Source organism: Candidatus Benthicola sp. (assembly GCF_058719085.1).
This window is the reverse complement of sequence record NZ_JBZQEK010000198.1, coordinates 1-17,388: the sequence shown is the minus strand read 5'-3', so window position 1 is coordinate 17,388 and position 17,388 is coordinate 1. Positions and strand designations below refer to the sequence as shown.

At 67.6% G+C, this 17,388-nt stretch carries 13 protein-coding genes; 5 read left to right on the top strand and 8 right to left on the bottom strand.

The features are described from left to right. Positions 1 to 12 precede the first annotated feature (12 nt). The 5 genes from AC36XV_RS14015 to trxA form a co-directional block, all read right to left on the bottom strand. The gene (locus AC36XV_RS14015) at positions 13 to 1,275 is read right to left on the bottom strand and encodes an asparagine synthetase B (RefSeq protein WP_492204310.1); all 1,263 of its coding nucleotides are present in this window, start codon (positions 1,273 to 1,275) and stop codon (positions 13 to 15) included. Next, positions 1,272 to 3,071: a hypothetical protein gene (locus AC36XV_RS14010; protein ID WP_492204309.1), complete on the bottom strand. Its 1,800-nt coding sequence runs from the start codon at positions 3,069 to 3,071 to the stop codon at positions 1,272 to 1,274. Before AC36XV_RS14010 ends, AC36XV_RS14015 begins: the two co-directional genes overlap by 4 nt. Next, complete coding sequence (locus AC36XV_RS14005) at positions 3,068 to 6,403, bottom strand: coiled-coil domain-containing protein (RefSeq protein ID WP_492204308.1); 3,336 nt, start codon at positions 6,401 to 6,403, stop codon at positions 3,068 to 3,070. Before AC36XV_RS14005 ends, AC36XV_RS14010 begins: the two co-directional genes overlap by 4 nt. Then, a complete protein-coding gene (gene rsmI, locus AC36XV_RS14000) occupies positions 6,400 to 7,248 on the bottom strand; it encodes a 16S rRNA (cytidine(1402)-2'-O)-methyltransferase (RefSeq protein ID WP_492204307.1) in 849 nt (282 codons plus the stop codon). The genes AC36XV_RS14005 and rsmI overlap by 4 nt, the downstream gene beginning before the upstream one ends. 69 nt (positions 7,249 to 7,317) lie before the next feature. Beyond that, the gene (gene trxA, locus AC36XV_RS13995; RefSeq protein WP_492204306.1) at positions 7,318 to 7,647 is read right to left on the bottom strand and encodes a thioredoxin; all 330 of its coding nucleotides are present in this window, start codon (positions 7,645 to 7,647) and stop codon (positions 7,318 to 7,320) included. Between the two features lie 101 nt (positions 7,648 to 7,748). On the opposite strand from trxA, the gene mce reads away from it, so the two are divergent. Beyond that, positions 7,749 to 8,171, top strand: a complete 423-nt coding sequence (gene mce / locus AC36XV_RS13990; protein WP_492204305.1) for a methylmalonyl-CoA epimerase — start codon at positions 7,749 to 7,751, stop codon at positions 8,169 to 8,171. On the opposite strand, the gene AC36XV_RS13985 is transcribed toward mce, so the two are convergent. From AC36XV_RS13985 to AC36XV_RS13975, 3 genes are all read right to left on the bottom strand, one after another. Continuing rightward, positions 8,168 to 8,644 carry a hypothetical protein gene (locus AC36XV_RS13985; protein ID WP_492204304.1) on the bottom strand — a complete coding sequence of 159 codons (477 nt, stop codon included), beginning with the start codon at positions 8,642 to 8,644 and terminating at the stop codon, positions 8,168 to 8,170. The two genes, mce and AC36XV_RS13985, sit on opposite strands and share 4 nt — an antisense overlap. A gap of 92 nt (positions 8,645 to 8,736) precedes the next feature. Beyond that, positions 8,737 to 11,337: an ATP-dependent chaperone ClpB gene (gene clpB, locus AC36XV_RS13980; protein ID WP_492204303.1), complete on the bottom strand. Its 2,601-nt coding sequence runs from the start codon at positions 11,335 to 11,337 to the stop codon at positions 8,737 to 8,739. 193 nt (positions 11,338 to 11,530) lie between these two features. Further along, a complete protein-coding gene (locus AC36XV_RS13975) occupies positions 11,531 to 14,059 on the bottom strand; it encodes a M14 family metallopeptidase (RefSeq protein WP_492204302.1) in 2,529 nt (842 codons plus the stop codon). A gap of 158 nt (positions 14,060 to 14,217) precedes the next feature. Between AC36XV_RS13975 and AC36XV_RS13970 the strand changes: the two genes are divergently transcribed. From AC36XV_RS13970 to AC36XV_RS13955, 4 genes are all read left to right on the top strand, one after another. Further along, positions 14,218 to 14,805: a hypothetical protein gene (locus AC36XV_RS13970; protein ID WP_492204301.1), complete on the top strand. Its 588-nt coding sequence runs from the start codon at positions 14,218 to 14,220 to the stop codon at positions 14,803 to 14,805. A gap of 105 nt (positions 14,806 to 14,910) precedes the next feature. Then, positions 14,911 to 15,720, top strand: a complete 810-nt coding sequence (locus tag AC36XV_RS13965; RefSeq protein WP_492204300.1) for an MlaE family ABC transporter permease — start codon at positions 14,911 to 14,913, stop codon at positions 15,718 to 15,720. Next, entirely contained in the window at positions 15,717 to 16,454 is a 738-nt protein-coding gene (locus AC36XV_RS13960; RefSeq protein WP_492204299.1) for an ABC transporter ATP-binding protein, read from the top strand. The genes AC36XV_RS13965 and AC36XV_RS13960 overlap by 4 nt, the downstream gene beginning before the upstream one ends. 9 nt (positions 16,455 to 16,463) lie before the next feature. After that, a partial coding sequence (locus AC36XV_RS13955; RefSeq protein WP_492204298.1) for an MlaD family protein occupies positions 16,464 to 17,388 on the top strand: 925 nt, incomplete at its 3' end.

Below are 17,388 nucleotides of genomic sequence, written 5' to 3'. Positions count from 1 at the left end.
CTCGCGATGTGTTCACGTCTTCAGCGCCTTCTTCCGGGCGGCCGGATACAGAACGTTGTTCAGGATCAGGCGGTAGCCGGCCGAGTGTCTGTGCCGATCGAGATCCGTCGGTGGATCCCCCACCAGATGTTGCGGATCCTCCGGATCGTGCCCTCCGAGGAACGTGAAACTCCCTTCCCCGAGTGTGCCGTGCAAGTACTTGATGACCCCGTTCGCCGGATCCCGGGCGAGGACCGTGATCCCCGGCTTCACCCGCTCGGGATTGAAGCTGGTCGTGAGCCCGTAGTAGTCGGGCAGGACGCGTTCGTGCGACTGGGTCAGCATCGCGGGCACGGGATCGATCCCGGCGCTGAAATCGAACAGCTCGAAGCTGGCGAGAGGCAGCCTCCAGGGGGTGTTGACCTGGTGGCCATCGATGTCGCTGAACGCGCTGATCGAACCGTCCAGGACCAGTCGAGCTCCGCTGAAGGCGAGCGCCGCCTCCCAGACCATGGCCTCGCCGGCCCCCGGATCCGGCGGAGTCCCGTCCGCGAACGCGGCGGCCATGTCCACGTCTCGTCCGGCCAGAGCCAGGTCCAGCGTCTCGGTTGCCGTGCACATGGCGAAGAGCAAACCCCCGTTCTCGACGTACCGCCGAATCTCTCCGGCAACCGCCTTCTTCAATTCGGGAACGTCCGTGTACCCGAACTCCGCCGCGACCGCTTCGTTCCGCTCGACTTCCTCGCGGAGCCACTCGGATCCCGCGTAGCCGAGGTAGAACTTCGAGTACTGTCCCGTGAAATCCTCGTGGTGGAGATGAAGCCAGTCGAAACGTCCGAGGCCCTCCGAGAGCACCTCGCGGTCCCACACCCGGGTGTATGGGATGTCGGCGTACTCGAGAGCCAGCGTGACCGCGTCATCCCACGGGGACGAGTTGGGGGGGGTGTACACGGCCACCTCGGGAGCTTTCTCGAGCGGCACCGATTCCATGTTCGACTGCTCGACCCGCTCCCGGATCGCCGCGATCTCGCGCCCGGTCTGCGGCTCTACGGTCACACCCATCAGCGCAGCTCGCCGGCGCACGCTCTCCGAGGCCGGGAGCAGGAAGGCCCCTCCCCGATAGTTCAGGAGCCACTCGGCCCGCAGCCCCCCGGCGATGGAACGGTAGACGAGCCCGTACGCCCGCAGGTGGTTGGACTGCCGACCGTCCATGGGAACCAGCAGCGTCTGGGCCGAGAGAACCCGGGGAGATCCCAGAACGAGCAGGACGAGAAGGCAAGCGTCCCTCCATTTCATGCGCCGGCCTCTTCCGACCCGGCGGCGGCCAGCATCCGGCGAGCGACCGGCGCGAGGACGCTTTCCGGGTATTCGACGATCAGGCGCTCCAGCCATTCCCGGGCCTGCGCCGGGTCGGTCGCCCGCACGGAGCGGGCCAGCTCCAGCATCGCCCGGGGAGCAGCTGAAGATTCAGGCCAGCCCCTCACGATCTCCATGCGAATCGCGGCCGCCGCGTAGTCTTCGCCGGAGGCTTCCGCTTCCTCGGCCGCGAAGGCGGCCAGCTGGTCCCCACCGTAGACTCCCGTCGATGCCCACTCGCTCGCGGCCGAGACGAGCGTCCTGAAGTCACCGGTGCTCCGGCAGCGCGACAGGACCTCCGCCATCGATCGAAGGAGCTCGGGATCGGCTCGGTCGAGCAGGGCAAGACGTCGGAGCGCCTCCACTCGAACCTCGGGCGGATCCGTAGGAACGGCCGCTGCGAGCTCGAGATTCGACCGAGCCCCGTCGGGCTCGCCGGCCAGGATATCCAGGCGGCCCCGCGTGTTCCCCTGGAGGGCCGCTTCAGGAGGATTGGCGGGCGAAATGCCGTCGAGGACCGCGGCAGCTGCCTTCAGATTCCCCTGGTCGAGCCAGCTGTCGGCCGTTCTCACGCTCATCCGGGCGAATTCCAGTCCGGCGGCTGGATACAACGAACGGTACTCCTGCAGGATCTCGCCGGCCCTGGCCGGTGAACGGTCGACGGTCAGATCGTGCAGACGCCGAAGGGAGAGCTGGTGCAGATCGGATCCAGGCGCCACCGAAGCCCGGAGTCTCTCGAACGCAGCCCGGGCACGATCCGCCGCCCCGGCATCCGCAGCGTACGTCGCAGAGACAGCCAGCCAGTACTGCTCATCCGACGCGCTGCGACTCTGCTCCGCCAAGATCTCCGCCGCCCACCCCGCACCCGACGGGTCCCCCGCGTCCGCCGATCGCTGCACGTAGTCACGCAGCATCTCCTGCGCGGCTGCTTCCGGGAGGTCGCGCGACAACGCCGCCACCAGTTCCCGGGCCCATTGGTATTCTCCTACTGACAGCGCGAGGTCGACCGCCCCGCGGCGTTCGAGCACGCTCGCCGCTTCCGAGCTCACCTCGGTCCGAAGCGCGGCTACGGCCTCGGCGCCCCCACCCTCGAGCGAAACGATGCCACGCTCCACGGCCTGTACCCCCGGATGGCCCCAGGCCAGCATCGCACGCCACTCCCGGGCCAGCCTCTCGTACCGGCCGAGCTCCGCCTCGAGCGCCGCCAGCTCCTGCACGAACAGCCGGCTCGAGCCGAGCCGGTCTCGACCCTCCCGGAGCACGGAAGCCGCCGCTTCCGTGTCCCCCGCACTCGCCTCGAGCGCCGAGAGCTCCAGCCATGCCTGGGCCTGCTCCGGCGCTTCGTCGATCCACGCCCGGGCCACGCGGCGCGCGCTGTCCGGCAGCCCGGCGGCCGCGAGCGTTCGAATCCAGAGTTGCCTCACGGCCACCAGCCCCGACTCGTCCGAGCGGACGGCTTCCTCCACTCGCACGAGAGCACGGCCGGGATCGTCCGCCCTCTCGGCCATCTGAGACAGGAGCAGCAGAGCGGACACGGATCCGGGCTCGCGGTCCAGCAAGGCCTCCAGTGCGAGCATCGCTCCGGCCCGGTCCCCGGCGCGCTCCAGCCGGCTCGCCTGCTCGAGGACCCTCCTCTCCCGAAGGGCCGGGTCCGCCGGCTCCTGCCCCGATGCCGTCCCGACGGCCCCGCCGACCCCGAGCAGGCAGACCGCCGCGATCCACCGCGCGCTCCTCACGGAATCGTCTCCGTCGAGGCGCGGTTCAGCCGGTCGAAGTAGTCGTACACGAGGCGTCGCTGCAGAGCATCCAGGGCCCTCATGCTCTCCTCCGCCGGATACGGATACCGCGGACCGGCGGGGATCACCTCCCCGTCCGCGGGCACGAAGGCGAAACCGGCCTCCGCGGTCCTCGCCTCACGGCGGCTCGAATCTTCGTCGTCGCGCTCGAGCGAGCGTCCCGCGTCCAACAATCGGCGAAACAGTCGTTCCTGCCGAGCCACGGTCTCAGGCGTCAGAACCCCGGATCCGAGCTGGCCGGCCAGGATCTCCGCCTCCGTGGCCAGCTCACCGGGACGTCCGGTCAGTCCCTCCGCAGTCGGGTCCTCCGCGAGCCTCTGCAACCCTTCCGCCACCTCCGCCTGCCCCGCCGCCAGTCCGGGCAGTTCGTCCTCCATCGGTTGTCCGCCGCGCATCCTCAGCAGCAGGTCTCCCGCGGCCTCGTTGAGTCCCGCCTGTTGACGACCGAGCCGCGAGAGCCTCTCCAGCGCCTCCTCCATCCCGGTAGCCGAGGAGGCCTGCTCCATGGCGCGTCGACTGCGGATCAGAGCACCCGCCAGATCCGAAAGCGCCTCCACGGATGACTCCGCTTGACCCAGCGCCTGCGTCCTGCTCCCACCTCCTCCGGAGAGCGTCCGCTCCAGTGCATCCATTTCCCGGCCGGCCCGAGCCGCCGCCGGACCCGAGCGCCGATCGAGGAGGGCCGTCTTGCGCCCGGCCTCCGCAAGTGAGCGAGTGAGGTTGTCCAGCCCTTCCCGGAGACCGGCCTGTGTGGACTCCAGCTCCTCCTCGGGGTCTCCCCGCCGCAACGCGTCCGCCACCCGGCTCTGCTGCTCCGCCAGGTCGAGGGCCTCGGCAGCCGCTCTCTCCACGACCTGACGGGAGTCCGCGCCCCATTCCTGGGCGAGCTGCCGTGCGGCGGCGTCCAGCCGGTCCCGCGCCCGATCGAGCGCCTCCGCAGCCGACCGGGACCCATCCTCGCTGGCCGGGTCGGTTCCGGCGGCATCTGCACTTCGTCGCAGGTCCCGGGCGGCGGACCGAGTGCTCTCGCCAGCCTCCCGACCGCTTCGGGCCGCCCGCGAAGCCTCCTGTTCTTCCAGCCCCTCCACCAGCGCTTCCAGTCGATCCGACAGGGCTTCGGCCTCAGCGGCCGCGGTCTCCTGCCGTTCCGCCCACGCCGCGTCTCTCGCCGTGGCCTCCAACTCCCTTCGCTGGCGTGTCGCCAGCTCGGCAGCCGCTTCACGGGCCGCCTCGAGAGACTGCTCGAGGGCCACGCGTTCCATCAGGCCGAGCGCCTGCTCCAACCGCTCGGACACATCCGTGCTTCGCCCGGAGAGATCCGAGAGCGCTTCGCGAAGCTCGTCACGGTCCAGTCGACCCAGCGCCTCGTTCAGCGCCTCGATTTCGTCGGCGAGACCGGAGGTGCGAAGCTCGTCCAGCAGGCGGGTCAACTCGCTCAGCTGGCGCTGTAGCTTCGGGTCGGGCCACGGGGAGCCTGCGACCTGTTCTCGCAGCGCCTCGAGGCGCTCGCTGTTCCTGGCCAACTCCTCCTGTACCCGCTCGGCCTCCCGAAGAAGATCCCTCGACTCCTCGGCCGAGGTGAAATCCGGGCGTGAAGGAGAGTCCGGAGTCTCCCGGGCCAGGGGACTCTCTCGCTGCGTTCGGCGCTCGGCCTCCCGGGCGGCCCTTGCGAGCTCTGAGGCCCGACTCGAGAGAGAACGGATCTCCCCGGTGAGGCCCTCCGCCTCCTGCACGCTCCGGGCGCGTCGCTCGGCCAGGCTGGCCATCCGGACACGCAGGGTGTCCGTGATGGTGGCCCTCGTGGAGGGGTTTCGATCCGCCGCACGGGCGTACATCGCGACCCGATCCCCGGGGAGCAGATCTTCGGCGCTCAGGTTCAGAAGGGGCCGGGCAACGAGGCGCCGTGAACCCTCGACCCCGGCGAGGGCTTCTCGGCGGCTGGCTCCGCGCCGGTTCGCCGTGGTCTCCCGCCACCACACCAGCTCCACCGAAGCGAGCCCCTGATCGTCCGCGGCCTCAACCAGAAGGGGCAGCTCCGCATCGGGCTCCGGAGCGGCTTCGGAGACCAGCGAGAGTCGAAGCTCCGGCGGCGCATCCGCCAGGACGGACAGCTGGACCTCGGTTGCAGCCCGTGCCCGGGGCACCTCACGGAGCGGGACGGGAAGCCACGACAGGAGGGCGCTGCGTTGGGCCACGAAGCCTCCGTCGGCCCGCTCGCCGTCCACGGTGAGCCACAGGGTGTCCGTTCCGGCCTCCCCGGCGCGGATCATGCCGAGACGCCGCAGTCCGTGGTTCGCACGGGCCGAGAAATCCAGGCGCGTCCCCCGGGGTACGCGGACGAGGGGCGGGAAGCCCCGCAACTTCTCATCCGGTCGGTCCAGGTAGCCTGGAAATCGCAGGGACACCTCCAGGTCTACGATCGTCACCGGGTCGACCGGGACCACGGTGAAGGTATCCGTCACGCTTCCTTCCCCGTCCGTCACCCAGAATCGGATCTCTTCATCGACCGGATCGAGTCGCGCCGCGGCCACACCGCCTCCCACCCGCAGCGTGTCCTGTCGAATGGGCCTCCCGGGACGCCTCGAACGCACGTACACGTGCTCCCGCCCCACGGCAGAGATCCGGTAGGAAAACGACGCTCCACGCAGCACCTCTCCGCCGGGCGGCGTCACCTCGATGGGAGGCGGGGGCGGAGGAAAAGCCACGGCCCAGGGCCGAAGAAGCGTCGCTGCCATGCGCCCCGCACCATCCGGCTGGCCACGAACGCCCAGAGCACCGGCGATGAACGCGAGCCCGAGGATCGGGATCGTGATGCGCAGAGACGCGTGGAGCTCAGCACGGGCATGGGGAAGCAGCTCGGCCGTTCGGCAGCCCCGCAGCGCTGCGGCGACCCGATCCCGCTGGTGGACGGAGAGTTCCCGAGAGCCAAACGACTCCCCACCCAGTTCCAGGGCCCCCACCACCTCGCCGCGCCCGAGACCTCGCGCACGCTCCACCTCTTCCGACCGCCGGGGCGTGCGGAACTCCCGCAGGGTCACCCCGGCGCTGAGTCCGGCCAGGAAGATCATCGCGAGCTCGAAGCCGACGAGCAGGATGGGCAAGACCGAGCCGGATCGCTCGAACGGCCGCGGGAAGACCCAAATCAGCAGAGCCGCGATCAACGCCGCGGCCGCCATCACCCCCACCGCCCGCGTCGCCGCGACCCTTCTCCCCTGTCTGCGGATAGCCGCCACGACCCGGGCAAACTCGAGGCTCGCCTCGGAAGACGTCACTTCCCTTCCGCCACCCGCAGAGCCAGCTCGTAGGCCTCGTTCCGCGTCATCCCGAACTCCACCCGTACGCGTCGCACGATCTCCTGCGTGGTTCGTCCTTCAGCGATCATCTCCCGGGCGAGCCGGACTGCCTTCTCGGGGTCAGGCAATTCCGATCGGTCCGTACCCGGCCGACCACGCAGGACGAGCGTGATTTCCCCTCGCACCCTGTCCTGGCTGTAGTAGTCCAAGAGGGTCTTCACCGTTCCGTGCCGCACTTCCTCGTGAAGCTTGGTCAGCTCACGACACACGACGCAGGGACGATCGCCGCTGTCAGCTTCGACCCACTCGGCAAGGAGGCTTTCGAGACGCCCCGGAGCCTCGAAGACCACGACGGTGTCCGGCGACTGCAGAACCTGCCTCATCCACTCGGCCCGAAGCCGGCCCTTGCGCGGCGCGAATCCCATGAACAGGAAACGGGAAGCGGACATTCCGGAGGCGGCCAGGGCGGCCGTAACGGCGGATGGACCGGGAATCGGCTCGATCCGATGCCCTGCCTGCGCTACCGCTCCCACCAGCCTGGACCCCGGGTCCGACACCGTCGGTGTTCCGGCATCGGAGATCAGTACGCACCGATCCCCCTGGTCGAGCCGGTCGAGAATCTCCTCCACGCGTGCTACCTCGTTGTGCTCGTGCAGCGAGCGGAGCGTGGCCTTGAAGCCGTAGTGGCGCAGGAGGGTCGCGCTGTGCCGGGTGTCCTCCGCATAGACGACGTCGGCCGTCTCCAGGGTCTGGAGAGCACGCGTCGAGAGATCGGCCAGGTTGCCGATCGGTGTGCTTACGATCGAAAGAGTTCCCGTCCCCATGTGAAGCAGGCGCCCTCCTCCCGAAGCCCGGAAGGAGGGCGCGACCTCCATTCTGGCTGTGTGCGCGATTCAGATGTGTTGCTTGATCTTCTCTTCCAGGTGGGACTTGGGCACGGCGCCGACCACCATGTCCACCAGTTCCCCGTCCTTGAAGTACAGGATCGTCGGAATCGAGCGGATGCCGTAGCGCTGCGAGGTAACCCGGTTCGAATCGACGTCCAGCTTGCCGACCTTCACCTGGCCGGCGTACTCCCCGGCGAGCTCGGCCACCACAGGGCCCACGAGCCGACAGGGACCGCACCACTCGGCCCAGAAATCCACCATCGCGAGTCCTTCGCTGGACTCGATCTCCTGCTCGAAGTTGCCGTCTGTCAATTCGACGAGTTGTGCCGTTGCCACGTCCTTGCCTCTTTCCAGTGGAAATGCTTCGTTCGCGATTCTAGTTTCGGGGCACACGCCCCCGTTCCCGAGCGGGGGCCTCACCGGCCCCGGAGCACGGAATGTTCAAGATCGATCACATCGGTATCGCGGTCAATTCCATCGAATCCGCAATTCCCCTGTTCCGCGCCCTGCTTGGGGAAAACCCGGCCGGGCGGGAGTCGGTTCCCACCGAGGGGGTCGATGTCGTCTTCTTCGGCCAGGGGGACGGGCGCGTGGAACTGCTGGAAGGCCATGACGCTACCTCGCCCATCTCCCGTTTCCTGGAACGACACGGACCGGGACTGCACCACGTGTGCTTCAGGGTTCCCGTCCTGGAGGACGCCATAGCCCGTCTCGCGGAAGCGGGCATTCGACCCATCCCGCCCGGCATCCGCCATGGGTCGGGCCACACCGAGGTCGCGTTCTTCCACCCCAGGGACTGCGGGGGTCTCCTCGTCGAGCTCTCCGCTCCGGCGAGGACCGCCGAAGGCGAACCTGCCTAGCCCGTGACCGAGGCCGTCAGTGCGTCCAGGTTCAATCTCTCCACGAACCACCTGCCGGATCCATCCTGAACGGTCACGACCGGAATGGCCACGGCCCCCTTCCGCGTCCCGCTCATGCGGGCTACCCAACGGACCCGATCGGGCCCGAGCTGCGCCAGATTGGCCTGCTCGAGTTCGTAGCCCTCGTGTTTCAGGACCCCCGACAGGAAGATCATTCGCTGCTCGACGTTCGTGACCCCGAACTCTTTCACGGCCGGGCCCGACCCGGTCCCGAACAGGTTCATCATCCGGGTATAGTCTCCGGCGTTCGCCCCGTCGAGGAAGCCTCGCACGGCGAGCTCGGAGGTGGACGCACCGTACGGGCCATCCGACGGTCCCGCGGACTTCGACGAACAACCAGCCAACGCCGCGACCCATAGCCCGGCGACCACGAGACCGATCCGTACCCGGCTCCCTGCTGTCCTTTGAATCAAGAGAATCTCCGCGGCTGGGTGGCGTTTCCTCAATGCGCGTAATGTGACGGCGGGGAGAGGGCCGTCAAGACCGACCCTCTCCCCTCGAAGCATCAACCCACGTTCTCGCCGACCTTGCGAAACGTCAGCCCGTCGCCCTCGCCTGCGTCGATCTCGATGACATCGCCGTCGGCGAAGCGACCCTCCAGAAAGGCCATCGCGAGCGGATCCGACACGAGATGCTGGATCGCCCTCTTGATCGGGCGCGCCCCGAACGCAGGGTCGAAGCCCGCTTCGGCGATGCGCTCGCGTGCGGGCTCGGTGACCACGAGGCTCACCCGACGCTCGCCGGCGAGGCTCGCGAGCCGCTCCAGCTGCAGTCCCACCACGGCGGACAGCTGCTCCCGACCCAGCGGCTTGAACACCAGGATCTCGTCGATCCGGTTGATGAACTCGGGGCGGAAGTTCTGGAACAGCGCCTCCCTGACCCGACCTTCCACGTTCTCCCAATCGTCCGCCTGCCGATCCAATATGTACGCGCTGCCGAGATTGCTCGTCATGATCAGAACCGAGTTCCGGAAGTCCACCGTCCGGCCCTGCCCATCCGTCAGACGACCGTCGTCGAGGATCTGCAGGAGCACGTTGAACACCTCCGGGTGGGCCTTCTCGATCTCGTCGAACAGCACGACGCTGTAGGGGCGCCGACGAACCGACTCCGTCAACTGCCCGCCTTCATCGTAGCCCACGTATCCCGGAGGGGCCCCGATCAGCCGCGATACCGCATGCCGCTCCATGTACTCGGACATGTCGATGCGGACCATCGCGTCCTCGTCGTCGAACAGGAATTCGGCCAGCGCCCGCGCCGTCTCCGTCTTTCCGACCCCGGTGGGCCCGAGGAAGATGAAGCTCCCCACCGGCCGATCGGGATCCTGCAGGCCGGCCCGGCTTCGACGCACGGCGTTGGCCACTGCCGTGATCGCCTCGTTCTGGTTCACCACGCGGCGATGCAGGTGGTCCTCCAGGTGCGTGAGGCGATCCTGTTCCGTTTCCATCATCCGGGAAACCGGGATGCCCGTCCACGAAGCCACCACCTCGGCGATGTCCTCCGGACCGACCTCCTCCTTGAGCAGGCTGTCTTCCGCCTGCAGTCGCTCCAGCTCCGCCTCCGCCTCCTCGAGCTCGTTTCTGAGGCGAGGGATCTCACCGTACGAAATCTCGGCTGCCCTCTGCAGATCTCCGGCACGCGTGGCCTGCTCGGCACGAACCGAGGCTTCTTCTGACTGCCGCTTGAGGGCGCGGACTCGCTCGATCGCTTCCTTCTCGAGGCCCCACCGGGCCTTGAGACCCGCCAGTTGCTCCCGGATGCCGGCAAGCTCGGTCTCCAGATCGGCCAGCCGCTCGGCGCTTCGCGCGTCTCCCTCTTCCCGCAGGGCCTCGCGCTCGATCTCCAGCTGCGTGGCCCGGCGCTCGAGCACGTCGATCTCCTCGGGCATCGAATCGATTTCGATCCGGAGCCTGGACGCAGCTTCGTCCATGAGGTCGATGGCCTTGTCCGGCAGGAAGCGGTCACCGATGTAGCGGTCCGAAAGCCGCGCAGCGGCAACCAGCGCCGGATCGGTAATCCGGACCCCGTGATGAACCTCGTACTTTTCCTTGAGGCCGCGCAGGATACCGATCGTCTCCGCCGGTCCCGGCTCTCCCACGAACACGGGCTGGAACCGACGTTCCAGCGCCGGGTCCTTCTCGATGTGCTTTCGATACTCGTCGAGGGTAGTGGCCCCGACCATCCGGAGCTCTCCTCGCGCGAGAGGCGGCTTGAGCATGTTCCCCGCATCCACTGCGCCCTCAGCCGCCCCGGCCCCGACGATCGTGTGAAGCTCGTCGAGGAACAGGATGTATCGGCCCCTGGCTTCAGTGATCTCCTTGAGGGCCGATTTGAGCCTCTCCTCGAACTCGCCCCGGTACTTGGCCCCCGCCAGCATGGCGCCGATGTCGAGCTGGATGAGGCGCTTGTCCTTGAGGCTCTCCGGGATGTCGCCGGCCACGATGCGCTGGGCGAGACCCTCGGCAATGGCGGTCTTACCGACGCCGGGCTCCCCGATCAGAACGGGGTTGTTCTTGGTTCGCCGCGAAAGCACCTGAACCACACGCCGGATCTCCGCGTCACGGCCGATCACCGGATCGAGGTCACCGGCTCTCGCCCGCTCGGTCAGGTCCACTCCGAAACGCTCGAGCGCCTGATACTTGTCCTCCGCCTCCGGGTCCGTCACCCGGTGCGGCCCCCGGACCTCGCCGATGGCCTCTCTGAGCATCTCCTGCGTGGCGCCCTCCGCTGAGAGGATGTCCCTCGTGCTGCTGGCCCTGGAACCAGCCAGCGCCACCAGAAGGTGCTCGGTGGACACGTACTGGTCCCCCATCGCCCGTGCCTCTCCGTCCGCATCGTCCAGCACCCGTCCGAATTCCCGGCTCGCGCTGGGGGCGGCATCCGTCTGACGCGGCAACCTCGCCTTCCGTTCGTCTACGGCTGCCCGTACGGCCTCCGGTTCCGCTCCCACCTTGCGAAGGACCGGCACCACGATTCCCCCCTCCTCCTCGAGAAGAGCATCCAGGAGGTGCACGTCTTCGACGGTCGGGTTTCCTTCTCTACGCGCATCCTCGGCAGCCGCCTGCAGAGCGCGCCCCGCTCTCACGGTCAATCGATCGGCTGGTATCATGTATGTTCCTTCCGTCTCGCCTCGTTTCTTTGTTGCCTGAAACCCGGGCATGGCTCGGGCTTCCGTACGGCCGGATCAGAGGGGCAAGAGCCATGCCCGGGAAGACCCTCCGCGGTGTGCCGCGATGGCACGGAAAGCCGCCACGGAGGCGCGATTCCAGACTGCCGGCAACGCCTTCTGCCCTTACGGCAGGTCAGCGGAGGAGTGGACCGTACAGCACCGCGTTGGTCACGAGCACGAAGTTCGCAGGCCACATGAGACGAAACAGCGGATCGTCAGCGAATAGAATCACTTTACCTCTTCCATGCCTGACGACAGACAGCCAGGCGGAGGAGGCGATTTCCTCGAGCTTGGCCGGGCTCACCGCCCCGCTGATCGCCGAGACGGCCGGACCGAAGGCCGCCACGGTCTCGAGTGGCGACACGGGCTCGAGCCGCAGGTCATCCAGGTGCAGCGCGAACGACCGGCCATCGGCGTTGCCCGACGTCGCACCCCAGGCCAGAGGATGGCCCTCGTCGAGCCGAAGCGGGAGGATGATGCCCGTGATCTCATCGTCCCACGCGTCGGAGGTCCGTTCCGCGATCGTGCGGAGACCCTGCCGGCGCCGATCCTCTTCCGTTTCCGGGCCCCCTCCTGAACGAAGCTCGAGTTCCAGCTCCGATGCGGCCCAGCGGGCGGCCGCACCGAAAGCGATGAGGGTGCCGCCTCGACTCGCCCAGTCGGTGAGGGTCTCGACGACTTCGTCCCCGGCCCGACGTGGACTGCCCGCCGGGAGCACGACGACGTCGTAGCCATCCAGATCGCCGACCTGAAGAGATGCCGCCTCCAGCGCATCGAACTGGATTCCCGAAAGTGCCTCGAGCAAGTACCACGTCGATCCGACGCTCGTGGGATAGAACCCCCTTCCGGACAACAGGGCGATCCGAACGTCGCGGAGCGACAGAGATGAGCCGGTACCGAGATCGCGTCCTCGACTCGTGATGCCGCTTCGAACCGGCGTCGCCAGAGGAGCGACATCGGCTGCACTCAGCTTCTCGACCGCCCCGTCATCACCGGGCAGAAAGACGGTGCCGGCCGGCCACTCCTCGCCCCCCTGCTCGAACCCGGCCGTCAGGGCAAAGGCTCTTCCACCGGCTTGCACATAGCGGAACAGCGGCCCGGCTGCCTCGAAATCGGGACGAACCAGCCAGCCGTAGGCCGGCTCCGCGGGGGTGGTCACGGACTCGCCCCGGTAGGCCGGCACCTCTGAGAAGCTCCCCACCTCCGATGGATCCGTGGTGTGCGTCTCGACCCCGAAGGCGTACGGGAGGGACCAGGCCGTGATGTCATAGGTGCGTCGCACGTCCTCATCGAGGACGGTCTCGGACTGAAGCAGGGTAATCGCGAGCCGCCCCCGCGCCTGAGCGGATCGCACTCGATAGGTCCCGGTCGGAAAGTCCGTCCGGGCTTCGAACCCCGGGTACGGCACGGCCGTCGCCCGAAACGCATCGCTGGCCTGATCCACCCGGATTCCCTGTTGCTGCAGCGCGGCCACGAGCCGCCGAGCCGGCCGGGGATCCGGTCCGGGCACGAGAAGGAAATCGACGGGCGCATCCGCCTGCGACCTGTGAAATCCGACGAACTCCCGCAACAGATCGGTCTTGCGGGCAGCAGCGGCCTCGAGGGTCGTCCAGCCGGCCACCCGGTGATGCGTGGCTCTCTCCTCCAGGGTAAGGATCCTTCCGTCCGGCCTCTCCACCGCCAGACCCGCTCTTCCGCCTCCAGCCTGCTCGTACGTCATTCCGATCGCTCCGACGAGGCTCGGCCACGAGTCTCCGAAGCCGGGGTAGAACAGATCGAACGTCTCGGCCGTGTAGTACAGCCAGCGCCTGCGATCGAACGCCGCCGCGTTCGCGCGGCCGAAATACTCCGCCCACCGGGCCGTGTAATCCGGATAGATCGGATTGACCGGCTCATCCGAAGGAAAGAAGAAGTAGCTGCTGGAGTAGCCCATTTCGTGGAAGTCCACATGAACCTGAGGATTCCAGAGCTGCCAGGCCGCCAGCCGGTCCCGAGTCTCCTGCTGCGTCGCCCAGGTCCAATCACGATTCAGGTCGAACAGGTAGTGGTTGTATCGGCCGCCGGGCCACGGCGGGTGGTGCTCCCGGCTGTCGGGACTCGGGTTCGGGACGGCGCCCCTCGTGCCTCGATACCATTGAACGTAGCGGTCGCGTCCGTCCGGATTGGCCATCGGATCGATGACCACGACGAGCGAGTCGAGCAGGACCCGCCCGTTCTCGCCTGCCACGGCCAGGTCCCAGGCCGTCCACAGGGCCGCCTCGGTCGACGCGGCTTCATCGCCGTGCACCCCGTACGTGAACCAGACGATGGCCGGTTGGGTGCGCGCGATCTCCGACGCCTCGGCGGCGTCGAGGTCCGGCAGGGTGAGTCGCGCGTTCGATCTCTGAATGTCCTCGAGGCGCGCGAGGTTGGCTTCCGAGGACAGGACGACCAGGAGCAACGGACGCCCCTCCGAGGTCGTTCCGTAGCGGCGCAGGGTGACGCGATCGGATGCTCGTGCCAGCGCCTCCACGTACTGGACGACGGACGCCGCATCGGTGAACCGGTCTCCGAGGCCGTGCCCCAGTACATCCTCAGGCGAAGGAGGTACCTGAGTGGCCCCGACGGAGGGCCGTAGCATCAGAAGCAACAGGAGCATCCAACGGCGTGGGAGTCGCCGCATCGAACCACCTCGTTTCCCTTGATTGCGCCGGCACGCGGAAAGGAACCGTGCGGATGGTAGCCGCCGGCTCGCGTGCGGAAACCTATTCCGGACGCCGACGGCCATCAACGCTGCCCGGCCGACTGGCCGCCACGGGCGTTCGGTGGAAGATTGGGCGCATGAAGATCCATCGCCCGTACCCGCTCCGACTGGTCCTCCTGGTGCTCTCGGTCGCCGCTGCCTCCTGCGAGCCGGGTTCCGAGGTCGTGGAGGTACCGGGCCTCATTCGAGACAGCACCTACGTCCGGGTCATGGCGGATCTGATGTTCCTCGACGCCGAGCCTCCGGAGCTCGATTCTGCGGTGGACCGGGAGGTCGCGCTCGATTCCCTCCGGCGGGAGATCCTCACCGACTACGGGGTGACCCCTGAGCAGGTGCTCGAGTTCGCCCGGGTGACGGGGAGTGAGGCGGGCCGCATGGAAGCACTGTGGCAGGCCGTCACGCAGAGGTACGACTCCATGCGCATCGCCCGGCTGCGGGGGGAAACGGAAGCGGAGAGCGAGCCCCGGACGTCCAGGACCGCCGGCAGCACCGTCATGGACAGTGCGGAAACGACGGCGCGCCGGGACACGAGCGGTCGGCGGGCAAGCGAGGCCGCGGACTCCTCGGGAACGGATGGAGCGTCGAGACCACCCGGACTCAAGCCTGGAACACGCCTCCCCGGCCGCAGACCTGTGCCTCCCGATTCGGCGAAAGGATCGGGTTGATCGTCCACCGCCCGGCTCTTGGTTGGAACGACGATCCGTGGTACAATGCCGGATCGAACGCGACCCTTACCTCCACTCGATGACCATCGAAAGGCAGATCCGCCCGTGGCTCCCGAGCCCAAACCCGTCCTGAGCGCTCGCACCGCATGGGTGCGGCAGGTGGGCCGGGCCGGCCTCACGGTCACCCGACACATCGGACGGGCCGGAGTGCTGTGGGTCGCCACCATGCTCGCCCTTCGCCACCCGCGGGATCATATCCGGGAAACGTTCCGGCAGGCCAAGGCGATCGGAGTAGACAGCCTCCCGCTCGTGCTCCTCGTTGCCACGTTGAGCGGATCGATCCTCGCCCAGCAGAGCGGCTACCAGTTCACGGACCTGCCCCTCTGGATCGTGGGCAACGCGGTCGCTGCCGGAATGCTGACGGAGCTGGCGCCGCTTCTGTCGGCCATCATCATGGCCGGGCGCGTGGGCGCCGGTATCGGCGCGGAACTCGGCACCATGAAGGTGACCGACCAGCTGGATGCGCTTCGCACTCTGGGGCGGGATCCGGTCGAGGAACTGATCACGCCCCGGGTCGTCGCTGGAGCCGTGATGATGATCCCGATCGTGATCCTGGCCAATATCGCCGGAATCTGGAGCGGCTGGATTACCGGCCTCGTGATGCTGGACATGACGACCCACGAGTACGTGTACGGCGTTCAGAGCTACTATCACTCGGCTGCGCTGATCTTCTCCCTCGTGAAGGGGGTGTTCTTCGGTGTGACGATCACCTTCATCGGCTGCTATGTGGGGCTGCAGGCCGAAGGAGGGGCGGCGGGAGTGGGACGGACCGCTCGAAACACCGTCGTTGCGATCATCGTCGCCCTCATGGTGCTGGACGTGGTGCTCGCGCCACTCTACAAGGCGGTCGGATGATCCAGATCCGCGGCCTGCGAAAGAGCCTCAACGACCGGTGGGTCCTGGATGGGCTGGACCTCGACATCCACGAAGGCATGAGCCTGGTGATCATGGGTCCCTCGGGAACAGGCAAGAGCGTGCTCCTGAAGCACATCGTGGGCCTGTTCGATCCCGACGAGGGAGAGGTGCTTGTCGAGGGAATGTCCGTCCCGCGGGCCAACGGCAGGCAGATCCGGGAAATCCGATCGCGCATCAGTTACGTGTTCCAGAACGCCGCGTTGTTCGACTCACTGACCACGGGACAGAACATCCAGCTCGGTCTCTCGCCCGTCGAGTGCCGACGGTACGATGCCCATGTAGACCCGCGCGTCATCGAAGCCGTGGAGCATGTGAACCTCGATCACGACGTCCTCACTCTTCTGCCCTCCGAACTGTCGGGTGGAATGCAGAAGCGCGTCGCCATCGCGAGAGCGATCGTGGGCAAACAGAAGTACATCCTGTACGACGAGCCCACGACCGGTCTCGACCCGGTGAACGCGAACGTGATCAACCGGCTCATCGCGCGACTTCAGGGCGAGATCGGTGCCACCAGCATCATCGTCACCCACGATGTGGAATCTGCTTTCTACCTCGGCGATCGCATCGTCCTGCTGGCGGACGGCAAGCTGCAGGCGCAGGGGACGCCGACCGAGCTCCGCGAATCCTCGGATCCGGTGGTTCAGGACTTCCTTCACCCCAAACTCACATCATAGGTGTCGTTCATGCGAGATCCGGGTCTGCGGAACCAGTACAAGACCGAGATGCAGGTGGGGCTCCTGCTCATCGTCAGCTTCATAGCGCTGGTCCTGGGCATCGCCTGGATCAGCGGACGGCAGCCGGGCGGCGACCGCCTGGTCGTCTACGCGGTGGCGCCCGAGTCGGGAGCGGTGACTTCGGGTACGCCGATCACGCTTCTCGGGGTCGAAGTAGGATCGGTCCGCGAGGTGATTCTCGAAACGGATCACGTGACGTTGGAGCTCGTCGTGGCATTCGACGGGCGTCTGCCCCGCGACACTCGAGGAGAGATTCGCACGGCCGGATTCCTCGGGGCGAACGTCATCGCACTGATTCCCGGTGCCTCCCGGGAGCCGCTGGCGACCGGGGATACGATCGCCGCCAGCCCTTCGCCGGGCCTGAACGAGCTCGCCGGCACCCTCGGCGACCGGGCCGGCCGCGTGCTGGAGCAGACCGAGCGTCTCCTGTCCGACAGCATGATCGCCGACGTGCACACCGCAGCGGGGTCCATGGCGTCGGGACTCGAGGACGTTCAGCAGCTCCTCGAACGGGAGTCGGCGGCACTCGAGGAGCTCATCGAGGCGCTGAACACCGCCTCGCAGGAACTGGCCACGGCGGCCTCCAGCCCCGAGCTCGACCGGACGCTGGCCAACATCGACTCGCTCACGGCGCGTCTCGCGGCGGCATCGGATGATCTGGATTCGTCCAGCCAGTCGCTGGCCTCGATCCTGCGCAAGGTGGACGAAGGCGACGGTACGCTCGGAAAGATGGTGAACGACGGGGCGTTGTACGACCGGCTGACCGCGGCGACCGAGAACATCCAGGCGGCCACCGAAGAGATCGCCCTGCTTACCCGGGACGTGCGTGCCGATCCCGAGAAGTATCTGGGCAGCATGAAGTTCTCGGTGTTCT